Source organism: Roseomonas sp. WA12 (assembly GCF_054165765.1).
Genome location: NZ_CM135108.1, coordinates 1,826,265 through 1,846,106, shown reverse-complemented (window position 1 = coordinate 1,846,106; position 19,842 = coordinate 1,826,265). Strand labels below are relative to the sequence as shown.

Below are 19,842 nucleotides of genomic sequence, written 5' to 3'. Positions count from 1 at the left end.
CCGCATTTCCGCGGCCCCGTCCGATGATTGTCCTGCACCATGCCTGGCGGTCCAGTGCATCGCGTCGTGTTCGGCTCATGCTTGAGGAGAAGGGCCTGCCCTACGAGGGTCGGGTCGTGGACATGGCTGCGATGGAGCACCACGCGCCCGATTACCTCCGCATCAATCCCAATGGGGTGGTGCCTACCCTGCTGCATGACGGCCGGCCGCTGCACGAGAGCGGCACGATTTGCGAATACCTGGACGAAGTCTTCCCGGACCCGCCCCTGCGGCCCGGGGATCCCTATGGCCGCGCATTGATGCGCAACTGGATCCGGCACATTGACGAGCGGATCGGCCATCTCATTGTCTTCAATTGGCGTCACCGTCTGCAGGCGACGGCCGCCACGTGGTCCGACGCGGAACTGGCCGAGAAGCTCGGCCGCATTCCGAGCGCAGAGCGGCAGGAGGCCTGGCGCCGCGTCGCCCGCCGTCCCTTCACGGAAGAGGAGAGGGCGGAGGCGCGCGCGAAGCTGGTGATCTTGCTCGACCGAATGGAAGAGGCGCTGGCCCCGTACGGCTGGCTTGTGGGGGCCCGCTACTCCATCGCGGACATCGCGGCGGTGCCCTTCGTGAAGCGGATCGAGGAGGAGATCGCGCCGGATCAGGTCTCGGCCGCGGCGCATCCTCGGGTGGCGGCATGGTGGGCGCGGATCCAAGCGCGCCCGGCCTATGCTCGCGCCGGGATCGGCCCTTTCGAGGACGCGCCCGAGAACAAGCCGGCCGCGCCCGCCAAGGCGCCGGCGAGATAGGGAAGGGGGGACCATGTCACGACAGGAAGGTTTCAGCCGGCGCGCGACGCTCAGCCTGCCCGTGCTGCTCGCCGCGACCTGGCGGATGCCCACGGCGGGGGCGCAGGAGGGCGCCCTGGTCGAGACCGCAAAGGGCCGACTTCGCGGGCTGGTGCAGGGCGGGTCCCACGCCTTCCGCGGCATCCGCTACGCCGCCGCAACCGGCGGGACGGCGCGCTTCCTTCCACCGGGTGACGTAGCCCCCTGGACCGGTACGCAGGACGCCACCGCCTTCGGCGCCTCCGCCCCACAGCTCCGCGGCGCACCCGAACCGCTGGGCCACTGGTACAACGCCATCGAGCGCATGGACGAGGATTGCCTCTTCCTCAACGTCACCACGCCGCGGCCGGACGGCGCGCGGCGCCCGGTCATGGTCTGGCTGCATGGCGGCAGCTGGAATACCTGCGCCGGCACCGCCCCGGGCTTCGACGGCACGGCGCTCGCGCTGGAAGGCGATGTGGTGGTGGTGACCCTGAACCACCGATTGAACCTCTTTGGCGCCATCAACCTGGGTGGGGACGATCCGCGATTCGCGGATTCCGGCAATGCCGGCGTGCTGGACATGGTCGCCGCGCTACGCTGGGTGCGGGAGAACATTCCGCGCCTCGGCGGCGATCCCGGCAACGTCACGATCTTCGGGCAGTCCGGCGGCGCGGCGAAGGTGGCGGCGCTGATGAACCTGCCCGCGGCGAAGGGCCTGTTCCAGCGCGCGATCGTGCAGAGCTGCTCCGGCGGGCTGCGCCTGAGCACGCCGGAGGAATCCGCCCGTCAGGCACGGGAGCTCGCCAGCCGCCTGGACATGCCCCGCGCGGACGGCGCCGCCCTGCAGGCTGTGCCATTCGAGCGGCTCCTGGAGGCAATGCGCAGCGTCCCCGGCATGTTCCGGCCCGTGCTGGACGGCCGCAACGTCGGCCGCCACCCCTTCGATCCGGATTCCACGCCGGTCGCGGCCGGCGTGCCCCTAATGATCGGAAATGCCGCGACGGAGACCACCTACTTCCTCGCTGCCGTGCCCGGGAACTTCGATCTAGACCGCGCTGAGGTGCTGCGCCGCCTCCGCCGATGGCTGGGCCGGGACGAGGCGGAAGTTGGTCGGATCTACGAAGCCTACCAAGAGGCCGACCCCACTGCCTCGCCCAGCGACGTGCTGGTCTCGGTGAGCACGGACTACAACTACCGCCGAAACACGATGCGGCTCGCAGCCCTGCACGCAGGGAGCGGAGCGCCGGTCTACGCCTATGTCTACGACTGGAAGACCCCGGTGCGGGATGGCAGGCTGCGCTCGCCCCATACGGTCGAGGTGCCGTTCGTCTTCGGCACCACGAAGGCCGCCAGCGCTCTGCTGGGGATGGCCCCAACCTGCCTTTGCTGCAGAAGCAAACCCTGCCGCGCTGGGCGGCCTTCGCGCGCAGCGGGGACCCGAACCATCCCGGGCTGGCATCATGGCCTCGCTACGAGGCCAAGGCCGGCGAGACGCTGATGCTGGACGTGGAGAGCCGGGTGGAGCGCCACCCCGGTGCGGGCCCGCGCGCCGCGCTGAACGGCCTGCCCCTCTTCGAGTACGGTCCGGCATCCAGCTACCTGCGGCCGTGACGCGGCCCATGATCAACGGAGACATCCTCTTGAACGATGGATATGAGCCGCGCGGGCCGAGCCTGAACATCGAGGGGGCGGTCGCCACGATCCGCCTGAACAGGCCGGCGGTGCACAACCGCATCGAGCCCGTGGACCTGGCAACACTGGGGGAGATCCTCGACACGATCGAGGCGAACGGCGAGGTGCGCGCGGTGATCTTCACCGCCGGGGGGCGCTCCTTCAGCTCCGGCTTCCATATCGGGGAACTCCGGCCAGGCGAGGGCTCGGACGAATCGGCGTTCGGGCGGCTGGCGGATCGGCTGGAGGCGCTGCGACAGCCCACGATCTGCGCGCTGAACGGCGGCGTCTACGGTGGTTCCACCGATCTTGCCCTGGCCTGCGACTTCCGCCTCGGCGTGACGGGCATGGCGATGTTCATGCCCGCGGCGCGCCTGGGCCTGCACTACTATCCGAGCGGCATGGGGCGCTACGTAAGCCGGCTCGGCCTGAACACGGCCAAGCGCCTCTTTCTTACCGCCGAAAAGCTGGAAGCGGAGGAGCTGCTGCGGATCGGCTTCCTGACGGAGCTTGTCGCGCCCGACATGCTTGAAGCGCGCGCTTCCGCGCTCGCCGCCACCCTTGCCGCGAACGCACCGCTCGCTGTCCAGGGGATGAAGGCCGCGCTGAACGGCATTGCCCGCGGGGACATGGACGCCGAGGCCGTTGGGGCGACGATCCGCCAAGTCCGCGGATCGGACGACCTGCGGGAGGGCAAGGCCGCCTGGGCGGAGAAGCGCGCGCCGGTCTTCGCCGGACGCTGAAATAAAGAAAAGGGCAGGACACGATGATCACGCGCCGGATCGCTCTCGCCGCGCCCGCCCTGCTCGCGGCGCGTACTGCCCGGAGCCAGGGACCCGAGGGCCAGGGCTTCCCGAACCGGCCTCTACGGGTTGTCGTCGGCTTCACAGCCGGCGGGGCGACGGACCTTGCCATGCGGACCGTCGCGCCCCGCATGTCGGACGCGCTTGGGCAGCCCGTGGTGGTGGACAATCGGCCCGGCGCGGGTGGCAACATCGCGACCGAGATCGTGGTGCGCTCTCCGCCGGACGGCTACACGCTTCTCCTCGGCACCATCGGGCCGATGATCATCAATCCCGTCATCTACCCCAGCCTGCCCTTCGACCCGCTGGTGGACCTCGCGCCCATCACCACCCTTGTCCAGTCCTCCACCATCCTTGTCGTGCCGGCATCGCGCCCCTGGCGCAGCGTGGCGGACCTTATCGCTGCGGCAAAAGCCGCGCCGGGAACGCTGAACTGGGGCTACAGCGGCGTCGGCACCACGGGCCAGCTCGCGGCATCCCTGCTGAACCAGCTCGCGGGCATCGAGACGGTGGGCGTGCCTTACCGCGGCGGCGCGCCGCTGATGACCGATCTCATCTCCGGGCGCCTGGACTTCACCTTTTCCACTACGCCGCCGGCGCTGCCGCAGGTGGAGGCAGGCAAGATTCGCGCCCTGGCCGTGCCGACTCTGCGGCGCGCCCCTAGCCTGCCGGACGTGCCCACCATCGCTGAGAGCGGCGTGGCCGACTTCAACGCGGAGAACTACTTCATGCTGCTGGCCCCCCGCGCCACCCCGCCAGAAGCCATCGCCACCTGCAACGCCGCCGTGCGGAAGGCGCTGGCCGATCCGGAGGTCCTCGCCGGACTCCGACGGCAGGGGCTGGAAGGTCAGGCCAGCACACCGGAGGGCGTGGCCGAGTACTTGAACGCCGAGGTGCGGCGCTGGCGCCCGGTCATCGCTTCCAGCAGGCTGCGGCCGGAGTAGCCCCTTCCGCCAGCCGAGGATCCGGACCCACTCCTCCCGTCTGGCTGCTCGACCATGCCGTCCGCTTTCGGGGAAGCGGTGGCGCAATGTGGATGCCGCAGGTGGTACGAAGCCGCCGGTTCGCGGTGGTTCCCCCTTTTCCCGCCGGCGAAGGCGAGCACGGGCGGCATCTGATCAGGAGGCGCGCCTAACCAGAAACCCTGGCAAGGCAGACCCTCGTAAGCGTTCAGCGGAAGAGCACAAATCCATCCGGCCGCATTTGCTCGATCACACCCGCCTCCTCCCCAAACAGCGCAAGGCCGTAGGTGAGGTGCGCGAGCCTCTCCGCCAGCTGCCCTTCTGGTCCCCCCTCCCGCACGTGCTCGCGGTCGGATGCATTCTCGTGGTCGAAGATCAGGTTGAGGTGATCCCGGCCGGCTTGCAGGCCAGCGAGCATGGTGCTGGCTGAGTGCCGGAGAGAGTGGATATTTAGTTTCGGCCGAGTAATTCCCAGCTCCCGGCGGAGTTCTAGGAGATATCGAAAGAGGTTGTGCGCGCCCTTCTTGGTCGAGGTGATGTCGTGAAAGGAAAACACCTTCGGCCCCGCCGCGGAGCTGACGTTACTGGAGAGAGTCCTGGCCGAGAACGACCGAGTGAACCGGGACTGCGCGGACTGCGGAAGTGGTCTTTAGCCCGTCGTTGAGCGGGCACCATGAGGCCAATCTGGTCGAGACGAAGATCTGCCGGAGCTTCAACACTCGGTATGCCTCGGGTGCAGTCTTGGCAGCGTGGCAATTCTCCGCAGCGCGAGACACGAAGCACCTCGTTGGCGTTGACCCGGCGGTTTCCTCTGAGATCGCTGGACCCGGTGTAGGCGGCGGCTGACCCAATCGGAGCAGATCTCGGACAGCTTGCTTCGGTCCTGCCGAACGAGATTGCACATGACGTCGCGGAGGGGAGATCGCCGAAGAACTCTTCGGACATCCGGATCTTAGTCTCGGCGTCCCGCTCGGCCCTGTCCTGCCAGACCCGATTCACTTTCTTGGTTTTCCGGAACGCCTCGCAGATTACTAAGAATTGCCGTGTCGGGGAAAGCGACGTTGCTGTCGCCACCGCTGGCCGCAGTGAGGTCTCGACGGCCGGAACTGCAGGCGCGGGTGCCGGCTGCCGGCTGGAGGCGGGTGAACCCGGCGCGGTTTGACCGCCCGTTGCGTAACCCGGCCTGTAACCCAGCATGCCGCTGGTTTCTGCGCGGTAGCCCTCCATCGCTGCCCGCATCGCAGCCTCCAGCAGCGCCGGATCCAATGCGTCGCTGGAGGCGAGGCCGGCGCTGTCGAGCGCAGCGCGGAGCAGCGGCTCGATGGTGTCGAGGTTGTTGGACGCCAACTCGCCACGAAGAGAAGCCGCACACCCCAGCGTCACAAGGGCGCGTTCGCGGGCCGCAGCCGTCCGAGACGGGAGAGTGGTTGGCGCGGGACGGGTGAGAGGGCCGCCAGCATGGCAGCGGCCAGCTCGGCCAGGACCAACACGCGTTCGTCGGCACCTCCAATTTCCGCCAGGAAGGTGGCGAGAGGCCCGGCAATGACGTCCGGCAGGTCTGCCTACGGCGTCGGGGCCCGGACCGGCTGAACAGGGTGAGGCCCGCGCCGGCGCTGGACTGCGGCCGACCGGTACAGGACCTCGTCCCGCACAGCCCGCGTCATTGCCGCTTCGCTGACCGACGATGTCGTGGATCCGGTCTCCCGGTCCGTCAGCTTCTCGAACGCGGCGTCGAAGAGTGCTCCCGGGCAACTCGCGGCCCTCCACGTCAAGGGAGAGGTCGATGCAGCGCCCGCTGCCTGCCCCGGCAGGCGCCTCCGCCAGTACCACAGGTTGCCCTCCGGACGTGGGCGTGGTGCCTCATCGGTTCCTTAATCAGGGCCGTTTGGCTGGGCGCACCGTGGCATGACACCCATGTGCGACACCCGGCCAAAAGGCCCGGTTAGCGCCGATAATGCTGGATGTCGGGAGCTACGCCGTTGATTTGCCGAACCCGTTCGAGGGGTTGGCTGGGGAACCTGGATCCGCGCAGCTCGTCCGACAACAAACTTGATTCGCAGCAAACACTGGGATCGCCGATGCGCGACTGTGTCCCAGGCGGGTGCGCCAATAAACCACCGGCGTGGCTCGGCTATTATCGCCTACCCAAAGATAAACGTCCGATCTTGGCCGAATGCGGAACAGTCGCTCTCGGAAGGAGACCTGAAGAAGCGGACGTGTTTGGTGAGATGCGGCTCGGTTGCTGTCGACCCTTTCACGACATTACTCCTCCTTGGCGCAAGGTCGGACGTGGGAGTGGAAGCGGACACTGCGTCACCGCAGATACAAGTGGCTGTTTCGCGCCGGAGGCCGTCATCAGAGTTGCCTAACCCGGTGCTCCAAACCGAACATGGAGCCCAACGATGAAAAGCATGGTCGGCCTTCTGCTGGGTCAAACCACTCCGAAGCGCCTGTCATCTCTGCTGGGCCGCTCCTATCTAAAAAGAGAGGGGCGCAACCCGCTCCTCCGGGCGATATCCCCGTGAGGAAGCGCGCTATCTGCTCGGAGTACTGAAAGGGGAAACCCACTTCGAAACTTGCTGGACGGCCTGCGCGCCCAGAAGCTTTGCACATCGCAGCGAATAGCACCGACAGCCAGAGCAACCTCCGCTTTGTAGCCGGTAGTGGGTACGAACGGCACGTTTCGGGTAGCGAAGGTCGCTTGAAATCAGACCGTGCATGTTCACGATACTGGATGCGGTTAGGCCGGGAAGGCTGTGGCGTGCTGCTCGCTCCAGGACAACCGCAAAGAATCGCCCGGACGCAGCGAAAGCGCTTCAGCGGTATCTGCCTGTACAAGGGCGGACCACTCCGTGCCATCGGCCAGCCGAAGCACGAACCGGCGCGCATTGCCCAAGTAAATGAGATCGACCAACTCCGCCGGCAGGCCATCTCCTCCGGCGGATAGTCGCAAACGCTCCGGTCGAATGGCGACCGTCACGTCCGTGCCAGGCGCGGCCAAGAAGCGGGCCGAAACCGGCATGGTCGTCCCTGTGACGGAGACACGGCAAACGTCGCCGTCTTGACCCAGCATCTGTGCCCGAGCGAAGTTGGTTTCACCTACAAATCCCGCAACGAAGCGCGTGGCCGGGCGCTCGTAGAGGTCGGAGGGCGTGCCGATCTGCTGGATCCGGCCGCCGTCGAAGACGGCGATGCGGTCGCTCATCGTCAGCGCCTCGGACTGGTCATGCGTGACGTAGAGCACGGACATCCGCTGTTCCCGGTGTAGGCGCTTGATCTCCAGCTGCAGGCCCTCCCGCAGGGCCTTGTCCAACGCGCCCAGCGGCTCGTCCATCAGCAGAAGGGCTGGGCGGTAAACCATGGCGCGGGCCAGGGCCACGCGCTGCTGCTGGCCGCCGGAGAGCTGGCGGGGCAGCCGGTCGCCATGGTCGGGCAGGCCGACCATGGCGAGGGCGGCGGTGACCATCCGCTCCGCCTCCGCCCTCGGCGTGCCGCGCATCTCCAGCGGGAAGGCGACGTTCCGGCGCACCGTCATGTGCGGGAACAGGGCGTAGTGCTGGAATACCATACCGATGTCGCGCCGGTAGGGCGGCAGCTTGTCCACCGGCTTGCCGGCGAGGATGATCCTCCCGCTGTCCGGCTGCTGCAGACCGGCTACCATCATCAGCGTCGTGGTCTTCCCCGATCCGGACGGGCCGAGAAAGGTGAGGAACTCGCCGTGCCGCAACTCCAGGCTGACGTCGTCCACCGCGGCATGGTGCCCGTAGTGCTTGCGGATGCTGTGCAGCTCGAGGATGGGGCCCAACTCGGGCGAAATCATTCGCGGTCTCCGTTGCGGCGGCGCAGCAGCGCCTCCAGGCCGAGGGCGATCAGGGCGACGAGGAAGCAGAGTGAGGCGATGGCGGCGACTGTGGGATCGAAGTCGCCGCGGATGTTGGACCACATCTGCACGGGTACGGTGCGGAGCCGGGCGGAGCCGACGAAGAGCGAGACGATCAGTTCGTCGAAGGACAGCACCGCGGCGAAGAGCATGGAGGACAGCACCGCGGGCGCCAGCAGCGGCAGGGTGATACGGCGGAAGGCGGCGGCGGGTGGCGCGCCGAGGGTGGCCGCCGCCGCCTCCAGCCGCGGATCGAGCGAGCGCAGGGCGGAGCCGACAGTGGCGATCACGTAGGGCAGGGTGACGACGACGTGGCCGATCACCATCCCCGCCAGCGTGCCGTTCAGCCCCAGGCCCCGGTAGATGATGTAGAGCCCGGCGGAGGTGATGATGCTCGGCACCACTAGCGGCGCCATGAGCGCGGCGCCGAACAGGGCGGAGCCGGGAAGGCGGCCCCGGACGAGGGCGAGGGCGGCCGCAGTGCCGAGCAGCGTGGAGAGGATCGCCGTGGGCACGAGAACCTGCAGGCTGACCCAGACGGCATCCATCCAGGCCGGGTCGTTCGCCAGGTTGGTGTACCAACGCAGTGAATAGCCCGGCGGCGGGAAGCGCAGGAAGGCTGCGGAGCTGAAGGAGATGATGAGCACCACCACCAGCGGAGCGATAAGGTAAATTCCCACCAGGGTGCAGGCCAGGGCGCGCAACAGGCGCCAGCGGCCCATGCCGTCCCCCTTCACCGCGCCACCGCCTTCAGCCCGACGAGCCTGTGCAGTAGGCCGAGCAGGGCGGCCGTGATCGCCAGCAGCACGAAGGAGAGCGCGCCGGCAACCCCCCAGCTTCCGAGCTGCCCGATCTGGTCCTGGATGAGCTGCCCGACCATGGTTTCGCGCGGGCCGCCGAGCAGCGCGGGGATGACGAAGTAGCCGAGCATGCTGATGAAGACGAGCGTTGCGCCCGTCATCAGCCCGGGCAGCGAGAGCGGCAGGTACACGCGCAGGAAGGCGCGGGCCGGGGAGGCGCCCATTGTCAGCGCCGCCGGCATCAGCGTAGGGTCGATCCGCCGCATGGAATTGTAAAGGGGAAAGATGACGAAGGGCAGCAGCGTCTGCACGGCCCCGAGCAGCACGCCGGTGAGATTGTAGATCATTGGCAGCGGCGCATCGATGAGCCCGATGTTCATCAGCAGCGTGTTCAGCGGCCCGCGCCGCTGCAGCAGGATGACGGTGGCGAAGCTGCGAACAAGAAGGCTGGTCCAGAAGGGGATGAGCACGAGGAAGGTGAGCAGGCGTCGGGTACGGGGGTTGCCGTGCGCCATGGCGTGCGCCACCGGATAGGCCAGGATGAGCGTGACCGGCGTGGCCACCGCCGCGATCATCACCGTGTTGCCGAGGACGTGCAGGTAGACCGGCCTCTCCAGCAGGAGAAGGAAGTTCTGCAGCCCGAACTCCGGCTGGGTGAAGGCGCGGGCGAGCAGCATGCCGACCGGCAGCGCGAAAGCGACGAGCATCACCAGCACCGCCGGCAGCAGCAGGAGCCAGGGCCAGGACTCCCGGCGCGGGCTCACCGGGCCAGCTTCCAGGCCGCCCAGCGCTCGATCATCCGCCGCTCGTTCTGCCGCCACCACTCGGCGTTGATGACGAATCCCTTCCGCGTGTTCTCCGGCGATGTGGAGAGCCAGGGAGCCAGGGCAGGGTCGATGCTCGCGAAGGCGGCCGGGTTGGTCGGCGCGTAGGCGATCATGCCGGCAAGCTTCGCCTGGTTCTCCGCCCGCGTCATCACGTCGATCAGCTTCATCGCTGCCGCGCGGTTCTTGCTGCCCTTCGGCACGACGAGATAGTCGACCGACTGGATGTTCCCCTCCCAGGCGATGCCGATATCGGCGCCCTTCTTGGAGGCGTCGTAGGCGCGGCCGTTAAGGATGATGCCGATGCTCACCTCCTCGTCCACGAAGAGCTGCTGGGATTGGGAGTTGGTGGTCCAGAAGACCGTCTGCGCCTTGATCGTGTCGATCTTCCGCAGCGCGCGCTCGACATCCAGCGGATAGAGGTCGGCGGGCGCGACGCCGTCGGCCATCAGCGCGGCCTCCAGATTGGCGGTCGGCTGGTCGAGCATGGTGCGCTTGCCCGGGAACTTGCGCGTGTCGAACAGGTCCGCCCAGGTGGTCGGGCGCCGGCCGGCAGGGAAGGTCTTCGTGTTGTAGGCCAGGTTGTAGGACCAGGCGATGCAGCCGATCCCGTACTCGTGCACAAATTGGGGCGCGATGCGGCTGGTGTCCACGACGGAGGTGTCGATCCTCTCCAGCAGCCCGTCATGCGTGCCGGTGAAAAGGGTGTTGATGGTCACGTCCACCACGTCCCAGTCCGGTGCGCCGCTCTCGGCCATGGTGCGGAAGCGCGCGGCGTTCATCGGACCGTCCTGCACCACGCGCGCGCCCGTCTCCGCGGCGAAGGGCTCGCAGTAGCAGACCTTCTGCGCCTCCTGGTAGGCGCCGCCCCAGCTTGCGAAGACCAGGGTGGTGCCGCGCAGGCTCTGCGCCAGGGCGGGTCGCGCCAGCGCGCCGGCGCCGAGGGCTGCCGCCGTGCCGAGAAGCCCGCGGCGCGTCGGTCGGATGGGGAAACCCGTCATGTGTCGCTACTCCTTGCTGTGCTGGGCTGGCGGTGGAGGGATCAGCCGGTGCGCAGGTTCTCGCGCAGCGTGCTTCCGTCGTATCGTGTGCGGAACAGGCCACGGCGCTGCAATTCCGGGACCACGGCGCGGCAGAACCCTTCGAACATGCCGGGGAACATCGTGGGGGCCAGCACGAAGCCGTCGCAGGCGCCGCTGGTGAACATCGCCTCCAGCCGGTCCGCGACCATGTCAGGCGTGCCGACGATCTCGCGCCCCCTGCCGCGCTTCACCGCGGCTTCCTTCAGCGACAGCCCCTCGGCCTTCATCGTCTGGTTCAGCATGTCCGCCGTGCCCTGCATGCCCTGGTTGCCCTGGGCCAGGTCGGCGAGCGTCTTGCCCTCGGCCAGCTTCGTCAGGTCGGCGCCGAGGCCAGAGGAGGAGGCGGCGAGGCTGAGCTCGGGATCGATGAGGCTGTCGAGATACTCCGCCCGCTCCCGCGCGATGCTCTCCGTCTCGCCGAGCACGACGGAGATGCCCGGCAGGATGGCGCAATCCCCCGGCGCCCGGCCATGGGTGGCCATGCGGGCGTGGATGTCGTCGCGGAAAGCACGCATGTCCTCCACCCCGCGCTGGGTGGTGAAGATCGCTTCCGCCCAGCGCGCCGCGAAGGCCCGCCCGCGGTCGGAGCTGCCGGCTTGCATGATCACGGGCCGCCCCTGCGGGCTGCGGGGGATGGAGAGCGGGCCGCGGGTCTTCACCCACTGTCCCTCGTAGTTGGCGTAGCGGACCTTCGAAGGGTCGGCGAGGATGCCGGCCTTCTTGTCCAGCACCATCGCGTCAGGGTCCCAGCCCTCCCACAGGGCGAAGCAGGCCTCCAGCACCTCGTCGGCGCGATCGTAGCGCAGGTCCTTCGGCGGCAGCTCCTCCATTCCCGCGTTCTGCGCCTCCAGGTCGGTGGCGGAGGTGACGACGTTCCAGGCCACTCGCCCTCCGCTCATCACGTCCAGCGAGCCGAGCCAGCGCGCCAGGTGGTAGGCGGTGTGAAAGGTGGTTGAGAGGGTGGCGCCCAGACCCAGGTGCCGGGTGGCGGCCGCCATCACCGGCAACACCACGGTGGGGTCGAGGAAGCTGATCTGCCCGCCGCGCCGGAGATAGGGATCGTAGCTGCCGCCATGCACGTCGTAGAGGCCGAATAGGTCCGCGAAGAAGCAGGCGTCGAAGCAGGCGTCCTCCAGCACCCGCGCGATGTGCTCGTAGCGCGAGGGGCGGAGGATGTCGTCCAGGGTGGATTCTGGGTGCCGCCAGCCGCCGACGTGCATGGCGGTGGGGCCGGTCTTCAGATAGGCGACGAGGTGCATGCGGCGTGGCGGCATTGGGGGCGCTCCCTCAGATCCGCGCGGCCCACGGGGGTGGCGGAACCTGTTGCAGGGAGAAGCGTGGCATGCCGCGACCCGGCCCCGCATCCACCGATTCGTAGAAAGACTGGACGGGGCTTTCCTAGATTTCCTGGGAAGTGGGGCCGATGGCCGTCAGGCGCACGGCGAGAGAGAGCCGGAACCGCGCCTCGGCGTCCTCCAAATCGAGGCCGAACAACTCCTGCAGGCGGCGCAGCCGATAGCGCAGGGTAGAGACGTGGATGCCCAATCGCTCGGCCGTGGCCTGGTACCGACAGGCTTCGTCGATGAAGGCTGTGGCGGTGCCCAACAGGTCGCCGCCGTGCTCGGCCTCGTGACGCCGGACTGGGCCGAGCGTGCTCTCGATGAAGGCGTGCACCAGCGCGCCATCGAAGGCCGAGAGCAGAAGGGCCGAGGGGCCGAATCCCTCCTGTCGAACTGGCCCGTCGCGCCCGAAGATCCGGGCTAGGTCAAGCACCCGGCCGCACTCGGCCCAGGCTAAGCCGTAGTCGCCGGGCGCGGTGCAGAGGGGGCCACATGCAACCACCGGGCGCAGGCCCCAGCGGGCCCGCACCGGGGCGACCAACAGGCGCTCCAGCGCGGCGTCGGTGATCGGTCCAGGGGCCGTAGTGCCGGGGCTGTCCGGCAGAAGCACCGCCACACAGTCGCCCTGTTCGATCGCGACCGCGCCAGGCACGGCTCGCGCGAGGCTGGCGGCCAGCAGGCGCCGCAGCTCCGCCATGCCCGCTGCCGGCTGGGGCAGGGCCACAGCGAGCAGGCGGGTGCGCTGGCCGAGGTCCAATCCCAACCGCGCGGCGCGCGCCCGCAGCCGGGCCGGCTCCGCCGCGCCGCTGCGGAAGAGATGCTCAAGGAGGTCGGCTAGATCCCGCGCTTCCCTCTTCGCCTCGGCGTGATGGCGCATGACCTGAGCGGCCAAGGCAAAGCGGACCTCCTGCACCGCCACCCGGTCCAGGCTGTCCATGCCCTCTTCCCCTGGAAAGACAAGCAGAAGGCCAGCCGTCTCCCTCTCGACCCGCAGCGGCTCCACTGCCACGGGCAGGGTTCCGACCAGCCCAAAAGCCGAGAGGTCCAGTAGCACCACCTCACCCGGCGCCGAGCGGTTCGCCAAGCTTGCCAGCACCGGCCCCGCCGGCCCCTGTGCCAGATCCCGCCAACCGCGCTCGTCCAGTCGCTCGCCCAAGGGCGAGCCGCTGGCGAGGATGCTGCCGGTGACGAAGTCCAAGATCAGCATGGGGTGCGGGAGGATTGCACCGGCCATGCCCGCCACCACGGAGAGCGCCGCCCCCTCTAGCACCAGCTCCATCAGCCCCGCCCCGGCTTCTAGCACCCGCCGGAGGCGCCCCCGCTCGCGCTGTTCGCGCTGTAGGTGCTTCACCTTTTCTACCGCAAGGGCAACGAGGTGGGCGACGGTGGTGAGGAATTCTAGTTCCTCCTCCGTCACCTCCGTGCGTTCGCGGGTGTGAAGAGAAAGAACCATCTCGTGCTCCTCGGCATTAGTGCAGCCGAGGGGAAGAAGGGCAACGGTACGATAGCCTCGTGCCCGCGCGTCTTCTTGGTAGCCCGGATACTGCTCAGAGCGCTGGGCGTCCACGATGACGAGGGGGCGGCGTGTCTCGGCCACGATCGGGACGGGGCTGGTTACCAAGGCCCAGCGGCGTGGCCGGCCGGGCAGCGGGCCGTCGGGGTCGTACCCCGTGACCATCTCGGAGTAGCCACTTTGCCGGTTGACGGCCATGATCCCACCTCGCGGCCATGGCTCGCTGCGGCAAACGGCCAAGAGCACGCGATCAAGGATGGTCTCAATGTCGCCGCCGGCATTCACCGCGCTGGCGATGGCCCGCAGTCGCTCAAGCCGTATCTTCGCCGCCGCCTGCTCCGCCTCGGCCTGATCCGAGATGCCGGAGTGCGAGGCGGGTGTCACACCGATTGTCATGGCATCAGCTTAGCTCCCCCAACATCCGATGCGAATTGTCCGAAAATCCGAGGTGCAGTCAGAGTCACATCGAGCCTCCAGAGCCCTCGGCGAACCTTTTCCGCCTGATCTTCGCCTTGTGCTTGATGGCCGTCCGCCCGGCGCGAGACTATGGTGCAAGCCTACAAGGCCGACGTAAATCGGATCTAAGGATATGGTGACATCTGATTGTTCCGATTACACTGATGTCCGCTTCCCGGATCTGTAGGCTAGAAGCGGAATAGCAGCTCCCGACCCAACTCGGACCATCGTACCCAGCCTGCCAAGGTCCGCTTTGGACGGCGAAGCGGTCACCCACTCGCGGAGCATGAGGCGGCTGCTTCGCACCCATTCTAGCCGTTCAGCGGCTCTCCATCGCTCCCTGCAAGCGGACATCGCGGCTGGATTGAGCACGGCCGCAAATGACGCTGATGGCTGACGAAAATTCCGTGTTGATGCGCTATTCGAGGAAAGGCGTCAGCACCTCTTCAATCCAAACCATGAAGGCGCGAACCCGGCGGGACAGGTTGCTCCGATGCGCTACCACGAGAGATACGTCGAGCGGTTCGGGGCGGAGACCTGGTAGGATCTCGACCAGCATCCCGCTCTCGAGGTGGCGGCCGACGCCTGCAAGCGCAGCCTGCACCAGCCCGATGCCAGCGAGCCCGGCGGCCTCGTAGGCTTGCACGCTGTTGACGTGCAGCGCGCCGGGTAGGGGAAGCGTCGCGTACTCGCCGCCGTCCGGGTACTCCCAACCGTAGGGCTTCGCACCGAGGGTCCTGCTGTAGTGGACTATCCGGTGCCCTTGGATCCGTAGATCCTCCAACGACTGGGGGACGCCGTGGCGCGCCAGGTACGCAGGGCTGGCCGCGTTCACCATGCGCAGCCTGCCCAACGGTCGGGCGACCAGCGTCTCATCCCCGATCGGCCCCACACGCAGGACGCAGTCGAACCCTTCCTGCACCAGGTCGACCTGTCGATCCGTGCTCGACACCTCCAGCTCCAGCTCGGGATGGGCTGCCATGAAGTCTGGCAGGGCCGGGACGATCGTCGTGCGGGCCAGCTCGGTCGGCAGGTCGACCCGGAGACGGCCGCGCAACGCGGCGCGGTCACCCGCGAACATCGAAAAAAGGTCGTCGGCCTCGGCCAGCATGTCGCGGGCGCGGGCGTGGAACGCCCGTCCGTCCTCCGTCAGCTGCACCTTCCGCGTCGTCCGGTGGAACAGCCTGGCTCCGACTTCCTGCTCAAGCCCCCGAATCGCCTTGGAAGCCCGCCCTTTCTGGATGCCGAGGCTTTCGGCCGCCTGGGTGAAGCTGCCCGTCTCGGCAACCCTGACGAAGATCAGAAGCGGTTCAAGGTTCCGCATCGTGGCGCGCCTCATTGGTGCATTTTAGAAGAACAATGTGTTCTTGTACGCGCCATTTATCACTAATTACCGGAACAATAAATTGAGCCTCACCACCGCCGCCCCACGCAGACGCGATGGGATGCCGACCGCCGAGGCAGCAACATGACCACAACCAGCATCAAGACCGTCGTCGTCTACCATTCCGGCTACGGACACACGACGCGCATGGCGGAAGCCGTCGCGGAAGGCGCCGGTGCCTCGCTGATCGCGATCGATGCCGAAGGCAACATACCGGAGGATGGGTGGATAGCCCTGGACGCCGCCGACGCCATCATCTTCGGCTCGCCGACCTACATGGGCGGCCCGACTTGGCAGTTCAAAAGGTTTGCCGACACCTCCGCGAAGCCGTGGTTCAAGGACAAGTGGAAGGACAAGGTCTTCGGCGGCTTCACCAACAGCGCCAGCATCAACGGCGATGAGCTCAACACCCTTCAGTACTTCGTCCTGCTGGCTGGGCAGCATGGGGGCCTCTGGGTCAGCCTCGCCATTAAGCCAGCCAACACCAAGGCATCCCGGCGAGACGACCCGAACAGGATGGGATCGTACATCGTGCCCATGGCGCAGTCGGACGCGGATGCGGCGCCGAGCGAGATGTCGCCGGGCGACCTCGAGACGGCCCGGCTCTACGGCGTCCGCATGGCGGGCATCGCCAGCCGCTTCGCCCAGACACCGGCCGCCTGAACGGCACCTCTCTTCAGATCGGAGGATCGATCAATGGGCATCCACGAGCAGAACCTCTTCGTCGGCGGGCAATGGGTGCCTTCCGAGAGCGGCAGGACCTACGAATCCCCGAACCCCTTCACGAGGGAGGCAGCAACGCGCGCGGCCGCCGCGACGGTGGCCGACGTCGATCGTGCCGTGCAGGCGGCGCAGGACGCCTTCGAGCCCTGGGCGGCGCTCCCGCCGAGCAAGCGTCGGCACCTCCTGCTCGCCGCGGCGGATTCCGTGGAGGCGCGGGCGCCGGAGTTGTCCGACGCCATCACGGCCGAGATGGGCGGTCCCGCCGCCTGGGGCAGGTACAACATTATGGTCCTGGTGGAGAAGCTCCACTTCGCCGCCGCCGCCGCATTCCAGGGACTGACCGGCGAGGTCATCCCGTCCGACAACTCGTCGCGCACGATGATCGCGATCCGCAAGCCCGCCGGGGTGGTCGCCAGTCTGGTGCCCTGGAACGCCCCGGCACTGCTCGTCGGCGCGTCGGTGCCCGCGGCGCTCGCCCTCGGCAACACCGTCGTGATCAAGGCGTCGGAGCAGACGCCCCGGACGCATGGCCTGGTGGTGACGTGCTTTGCCGATGCAGGCTTTCCGGCGGGCGTCGTCAACCTCGTCACCAACGCACCGGAGGATGCCAGCGCCGTCGTCGAGGCCCTAATCGCGCACCGGAGCGTGCGCCGGGTCCATTTCACCGGCTCGACCCGTGTCGGCCGCATCATCGCGGAGAAGGCCGGAAAGCACCTCAAGCGTGTGGTGCTGGAACTCGGCGGCAAGGCGCCCTGCATCGTCCTGGCGAATGCGGACCTAGACCGAGCCGTGAGTGCGGCGGCATTCGGCTCCTTCGCCAACTCCGGCCAGGGATGCCTCTCGACCGAGCGCATCATCGTGGACAAAGCCATCGCCGGGGAGTTCTGCCGCCGACTGGCCGCCGTCGCGAAGACCATCTCCTACGGCGATCCGCGGGACAGTGCGACCGTGCTTGGCCCCGTGATCAACGATGGGGCCATCCGGCGGCTGACGGAACTGGTCGAGGACGCGGTAGCGTCCGGAGCCACGTTGCTCGCAGGGGGCAAGGCCGAGGGGCCGTGCTTCGCACCCACTGTCCTGAGCGGGGTGAAGCCCACCATGCGCGCCTACCAGGAGGAGTCCTTCGGCCCGCTGGCCTCCGTCGTCATCGTCGATGGACCGGAAGAGGCGCTCCGTGTCGCCAACGACAACGACTATGGCCTGTCCTCGGCCATCTTCAGCCGTGACGTGACGCTGGCGCTCGAACTGGCAAAACGCCTCAACGCTGGCATGTCCCACATCAACGGTACCACCCTCGACGACGAGGCGCACATCCCCTTCGGCGGGGTGAAGGACAGCGGCTACGGCCGTTCCGGCGGCTTGGCCGGGATGGAGGAGTTCACCGAACTCCAATGGATCACTATCGAGGGCACGCAGACACCTCGCTACCCGATCTCCGAATGACCCAGCCTTGCAGAAGCGCTGACCTGGCAGACCATCCTTCAGCAGATCTGGTTCCACCGACATGCTACACACCCTTTCCATCTCGCTTGTCGTCCTAGCTTTCATCGGCGCTGGGTTGTTCAACGCGATCGGCACGCGCGCCACGCAGGATGACTTCGCCCGCTGGGGCCACCCACGCTGGTGGTGCCGCGTGACTGAAGGACTGGAAATCGTAAGCGCAGGGTTGATCGCCTTCCCCGCTAACCGGGAAACGGGTCTCGCGCTTGGTGCCGTCATCATCGTCACTGCCGCCGTCACGGTCCTATGTCGCAGGGAGTTCGCACACGCGGCACCGCTAGGGGTCTTCACCGCCCTGCTCGCACTGGCGGCGGTATCGTGATGTGGCGGTTATCGATCCCGGTACGATCGGGGGCGATAGGCACCTTGCCCCCGATCTCCGAACGACATGCCCCGATGGGACCAATTCCGTCCTGATCGGTGGTTCGGCGGCCTGCCCGGCCTAGACCGCGCATCCTGTCCAGGGCGTCATCCGCAAGCGCGGCGGAACAATCGTCACTGCTCTCGGCGGCTTCCGGCCGTGACAACACGCATCACAGGACTTCGAACATGAAGGCAGTGGTCATCCACGAGTACGGCGACAACGGCGTGCTGCGCCCCGTCGACATCGATCGTCCGGAACCCGGACTTGGCGAGGTGCTGGTGAAGGTGCACGCCGCGGGCGTCAACCCGGTGGACTGGAAGATCCGGGGCGGTGCGGGTCAGCGGCTCGGCTTGACCCTGCCCATACACCTCGGGGGCGAGATCGCCGGGACGGTGGAGAAGCTGGGGGAAGGCGTCAGCGGCCTGGAGGAAGGCGAGGGCATCTTCGGCATGGTCAGGACCGGCGGCTTCGCCGAGTATGCCATCGCAAAGGCGGCAGACGTCGTCCGCAAGCCCGCGAACCTCGATTTCGTGCGAGCGGCGGCGGTGCCGCTGGGCGCCCTGACCGCGTGGCAGGCGATGTTCGAAGTGGCCAAGCTGGCTCCCGGCCAGCGCCTGCTCGTGACCGGCAGCTCGGGCGGTGTCGGCACCATGGCCGTGCAGCTGGCCAAGGCCAAGGGCGCGCACGTCGTCGCCATGGCCTCGGGGCCTAACGAGGATTATGTTCTTGGCCTCGGTGCCGACGAGTTCATCGACTATACGAAGCAGCCGTTCGAGCAGGTCGCGCATGACATGGACGTCGTGTTCGACACCGTGGGTGGAGACACTTTCGAGCGGGCGTTCCATGTTCTCAGGAAGCGGGGCTTCTTGGTGACCGCGGTGAACTTCCCCAAGGACGAGGCGACGCAATACGGCGTCAGTGCGGGACGGGTATTCAGCAGGCCCGATGGCGGGCAACTCGCGTCCATCCGCGACTTGGTGGAGGGGGGCAAGATGAGGCCGCACGTCGGCACGGTGCTGCCCCTTTCCGACATCGGGCAGGCATTCGATCTTTCCGAGGCTGGCCGTACCCGCGGGAAGATCGTGCTGCAGGTCGCCGCGTGATCATTCCATAGTAAGGCTCCGGCTCGAAGGTGATGATCTCGCGGGGATCGGTTCCCCCGATGGTGGCCTCGCGCACGATGTGGGTCGCGCTCTCCTCCACGACGTCGCAGCGGGTGCAGAGGCCGGGCGGGAAGAACAGGCGGGCGTCACGAGCCTTAAGGACCGGTGCGGAGGCCCCACCGGAGCCGCTGAACCTATCCTGCCGCACAACGGCTGCTTGCTCGGACGCCGTACCTGGGAACGGACGTTCCATTATCGACCAGACCACGCCACACCGGGCGAGCTTCGGCGGGCTGCGTCCATGTCCGCTCACGAGGGTGAGGCAGACATCCGCGCGGCGGCCGCCTACAGCCGCTCCCCACCCAAGTCGGCCATATGCTTCCAGGCTTTAAACGTCTGCTTTTGGGGAGCCGAGCGCCTTGTAATTGGCTGAAATGGGCGCACAGCATCGATTCGCTTTGCTGAACCCCTTTTCCCCTGCGAAGCCACAATGGGGCGTTCTGTGATCAGGAAGCGCCCGCAAAGGTGCGCCGGTCCGTCAACGCATCATGCCCAAACGAGCCCGACAAGGCCCCCGAGCTATGTTCGACCGCCGTCAGCAGCGCCATTCGGTGATGGTCTCGAA

General features: G+C 67.5%; 16 protein-coding genes. 8 read left to right on the top strand and 8 right to left on the bottom strand.

Features of this window, described 5'->3' with window-relative positions; genetic code table 11:
• Positions 1 to 77 precede the first annotated feature (77 nt).
• From ACVBD7_RS08735 to ACVBD7_RS08720, 4 genes are all read left to right on the top strand, one after another.
• Positions 78 to 791, top strand: coding sequence for a glutathione S-transferase family protein (locus ACVBD7_RS08735; protein WP_458097090.1), 714 nt, complete (start codon positions 78 to 80; stop codon positions 789 to 791).
• 13 nt (positions 792 to 804) lie between these two features.
• Complete coding sequence (locus ACVBD7_RS08730) at positions 805 to 2,310, top strand: carboxylesterase/lipase family protein (RefSeq protein ID WP_458097089.1); 1,506 nt, start codon at positions 805 to 807, stop codon at positions 2,308 to 2,310.
• 142 nt (positions 2,311 to 2,452) lie between these two features.
• Positions 2,453 to 3,226 (top strand): enoyl-CoA hydratase/isomerase family protein, encoded by a 774-nt coding sequence (locus ACVBD7_RS08725; RefSeq protein WP_458097088.1) that lies wholly within the window; start codon positions 2,453 to 2,455, stop codon positions 3,224 to 3,226.
• A gap of 23 nt (positions 3,227 to 3,249) precedes the next feature.
• A complete protein-coding gene (locus ACVBD7_RS08720) occupies positions 3,250 to 4,230 on the top strand; it encodes a Bug family tripartite tricarboxylate transporter substrate binding protein (protein WP_458097087.1) in 981 nt (326 codons plus the stop codon).
• Positions 4,231 to 4,456: 226 nt separating this feature from the next.
• On the opposite strand, the gene ACVBD7_RS08715 is transcribed toward ACVBD7_RS08720, so the two are convergent.
• From ACVBD7_RS08715 to ACVBD7_RS08680, 8 genes are all read right to left on the bottom strand, one after another.
• Positions 4,457 to 4,804, bottom strand: a complete 348-nt coding sequence (locus tag ACVBD7_RS08715) for a hypothetical protein (protein ID WP_458097086.1) — start codon at positions 4,802 to 4,804, stop codon at positions 4,457 to 4,459.
• Between the two features lie 2,184 nt (positions 4,805 to 6,988).
• Entirely contained in the window at positions 6,989 to 8,068 is a 1,080-nt protein-coding gene (locus ACVBD7_RS08710) for an ABC transporter ATP-binding protein (RefSeq protein ID WP_458097085.1), read from the bottom strand.
• Positions 8,065 to 8,850 (bottom strand): ABC transporter permease, encoded by a 786-nt coding sequence (locus ACVBD7_RS08705; RefSeq protein ID WP_458097084.1) that lies wholly within the window; start codon positions 8,848 to 8,850, stop codon positions 8,065 to 8,067. Before ACVBD7_RS08705 ends, ACVBD7_RS08710 begins: the two co-directional genes overlap by 4 nt.
• An 11-nt stretch (positions 8,851 to 8,861) precedes the next feature.
• Entirely contained in the window at positions 8,862 to 9,692 is an 831-nt protein-coding gene (locus tag ACVBD7_RS08700; RefSeq protein WP_458097083.1) for an ABC transporter permease, read from the bottom strand.
• A complete protein-coding gene (locus ACVBD7_RS08695; RefSeq protein ID WP_458097082.1) occupies positions 9,689 to 10,753 on the bottom strand; it encodes an ABC transporter substrate-binding protein in 1,065 nt (354 codons plus the stop codon). The genes ACVBD7_RS08700 and ACVBD7_RS08695 overlap by 4 nt, the downstream gene beginning before the upstream one ends.
• 41 nt (positions 10,754 to 10,794) lie before the next feature.
• Positions 10,795 to 12,108, bottom strand: coding sequence for an LLM class flavin-dependent oxidoreductase (locus tag ACVBD7_RS08690; RefSeq protein WP_458097081.1), 1,314 nt, complete (start codon positions 12,106 to 12,108; stop codon positions 10,795 to 10,797).
• 124 nt (positions 12,109 to 12,232) lie between these two features.
• Positions 12,233 to 14,083 (bottom strand): helix-turn-helix domain-containing protein, encoded by a 1,851-nt coding sequence (locus ACVBD7_RS08685; RefSeq protein WP_458097080.1) that lies wholly within the window; start codon positions 14,081 to 14,083, stop codon positions 12,233 to 12,235.
• 478 nt (positions 14,084 to 14,561) lie between these two features.
• A complete protein-coding gene (locus tag ACVBD7_RS08680; RefSeq protein WP_458097079.1) occupies positions 14,562 to 15,467 on the bottom strand; it encodes a LysR substrate-binding domain-containing protein in 906 nt (301 codons plus the stop codon).
• Between the two features lie 144 nt (positions 15,468 to 15,611).
• Here ACVBD7_RS08680 and ACVBD7_RS08675 point away from each other — a divergent pair, with 144 nt between their 5' ends.
• From ACVBD7_RS08675 to ACVBD7_RS08660, 4 genes are all read left to right on the top strand, one after another.
• Positions 15,612 to 16,190 (top strand): flavodoxin family protein, encoded by a 579-nt coding sequence (locus ACVBD7_RS08675; protein ID WP_458097078.1) that lies wholly within the window; start codon positions 15,612 to 15,614, stop codon positions 16,188 to 16,190.
• Between the two features lie 33 nt (positions 16,191 to 16,223).
• Positions 16,224 to 17,693: an aldehyde dehydrogenase gene (locus ACVBD7_RS08670; RefSeq protein ID WP_458097077.1), complete on the top strand. Its 1,470-nt coding sequence runs from the start codon at positions 16,224 to 16,226 to the stop codon at positions 17,691 to 17,693.
• 61 nt (positions 17,694 to 17,754) lie between these two features.
• Complete coding sequence (locus ACVBD7_RS08665; protein WP_458097076.1) at positions 17,755 to 18,072, top strand: DoxX family protein; 318 nt, start codon at positions 17,755 to 17,757, stop codon at positions 18,070 to 18,072.
• 227 nt (positions 18,073 to 18,299) lie between these two features.
• Entirely contained in the window at positions 18,300 to 19,217 is a 918-nt protein-coding gene (locus ACVBD7_RS08660; protein WP_458097075.1) for an NADP-dependent oxidoreductase, read from the top strand.
• The last annotated feature ends 625 nt before the right edge of the window (positions 19,218 to 19,842 follow it).

Excerpts from the sequence above, each read along its gene's own strand:
- ACVBD7_RS08735 (WP_458097090.1), top strand. The coding sequence starts at position 78 with ATGCTTGAGGAGAAGGGCCTGCCCTACGAGGGTCGGGTCGTGGACATG.
- ACVBD7_RS08730 (WP_458097089.1), top strand. The coding sequence starts at position 805 with ATGTCACGACAGGAAGGTTTCAGCCGGCGCGCGACGCTCAGCCTGCCC.
- ACVBD7_RS08720 (WP_458097087.1), top strand. The coding sequence starts at position 3,250 with ATGATCACGCGCCGGATCGCTCTCGCCGCGCCCGCCCTGCTCGCGGCG.
- ACVBD7_RS08710 (WP_458097085.1), bottom strand. The coding sequence starts at position 8,068 with ATGATTTCGCCCGAGTTGGGCCCCATCCTCGAGCTGCACAGCATCCGC.
- ACVBD7_RS08705 (WP_458097084.1), bottom strand. The coding sequence starts at position 8,850 with ATGGGCCGCTGGCGCCTGTTGCGCGCCCTGGCCTGCACCCTGGTGGGA.
- ACVBD7_RS08695 (WP_458097082.1), bottom strand. The coding sequence starts at position 10,753 with ATGACGGGTTTCCCCATCCGACCGACGCGCCGCGGGCTTCTCGGCACG.
- ACVBD7_RS08690 (WP_458097081.1), bottom strand. The coding sequence starts at position 12,108 with ATGCCGCCACGCCGCATGCACCTCGTCGCCTATCTGAAGACCGGCCCC.
- ACVBD7_RS08685 (WP_458097080.1), bottom strand. The coding sequence starts at position 14,083 with ATGACAATCGGTGTGACACCCGCCTCGCACTCCGGCATCTCGGATCAG.
- ACVBD7_RS08680 (WP_458097079.1), bottom strand. The coding sequence starts at position 15,467 with ATGCGGAACCTTGAACCGCTTCTGATCTTCGTCAGGGTTGCCGAGACG.
- ACVBD7_RS08675 (WP_458097078.1), top strand. The coding sequence starts at position 15,612 with ATGACCACAACCAGCATCAAGACCGTCGTCGTCTACCATTCCGGCTAC.
- ACVBD7_RS08670 (WP_458097077.1), top strand. The coding sequence starts at position 16,224 with ATGGGCATCCACGAGCAGAACCTCTTCGTCGGCGGGCAATGGGTGCCT.
- ACVBD7_RS08665 (WP_458097076.1), top strand. The coding sequence starts at position 17,755 with ATGCTACACACCCTTTCCATCTCGCTTGTCGTCCTAGCTTTCATCGGC.
- ACVBD7_RS08660 (WP_458097075.1), top strand. The coding sequence starts at position 18,300 with ATGAAGGCAGTGGTCATCCACGAGTACGGCGACAACGGCGTGCTGCGC.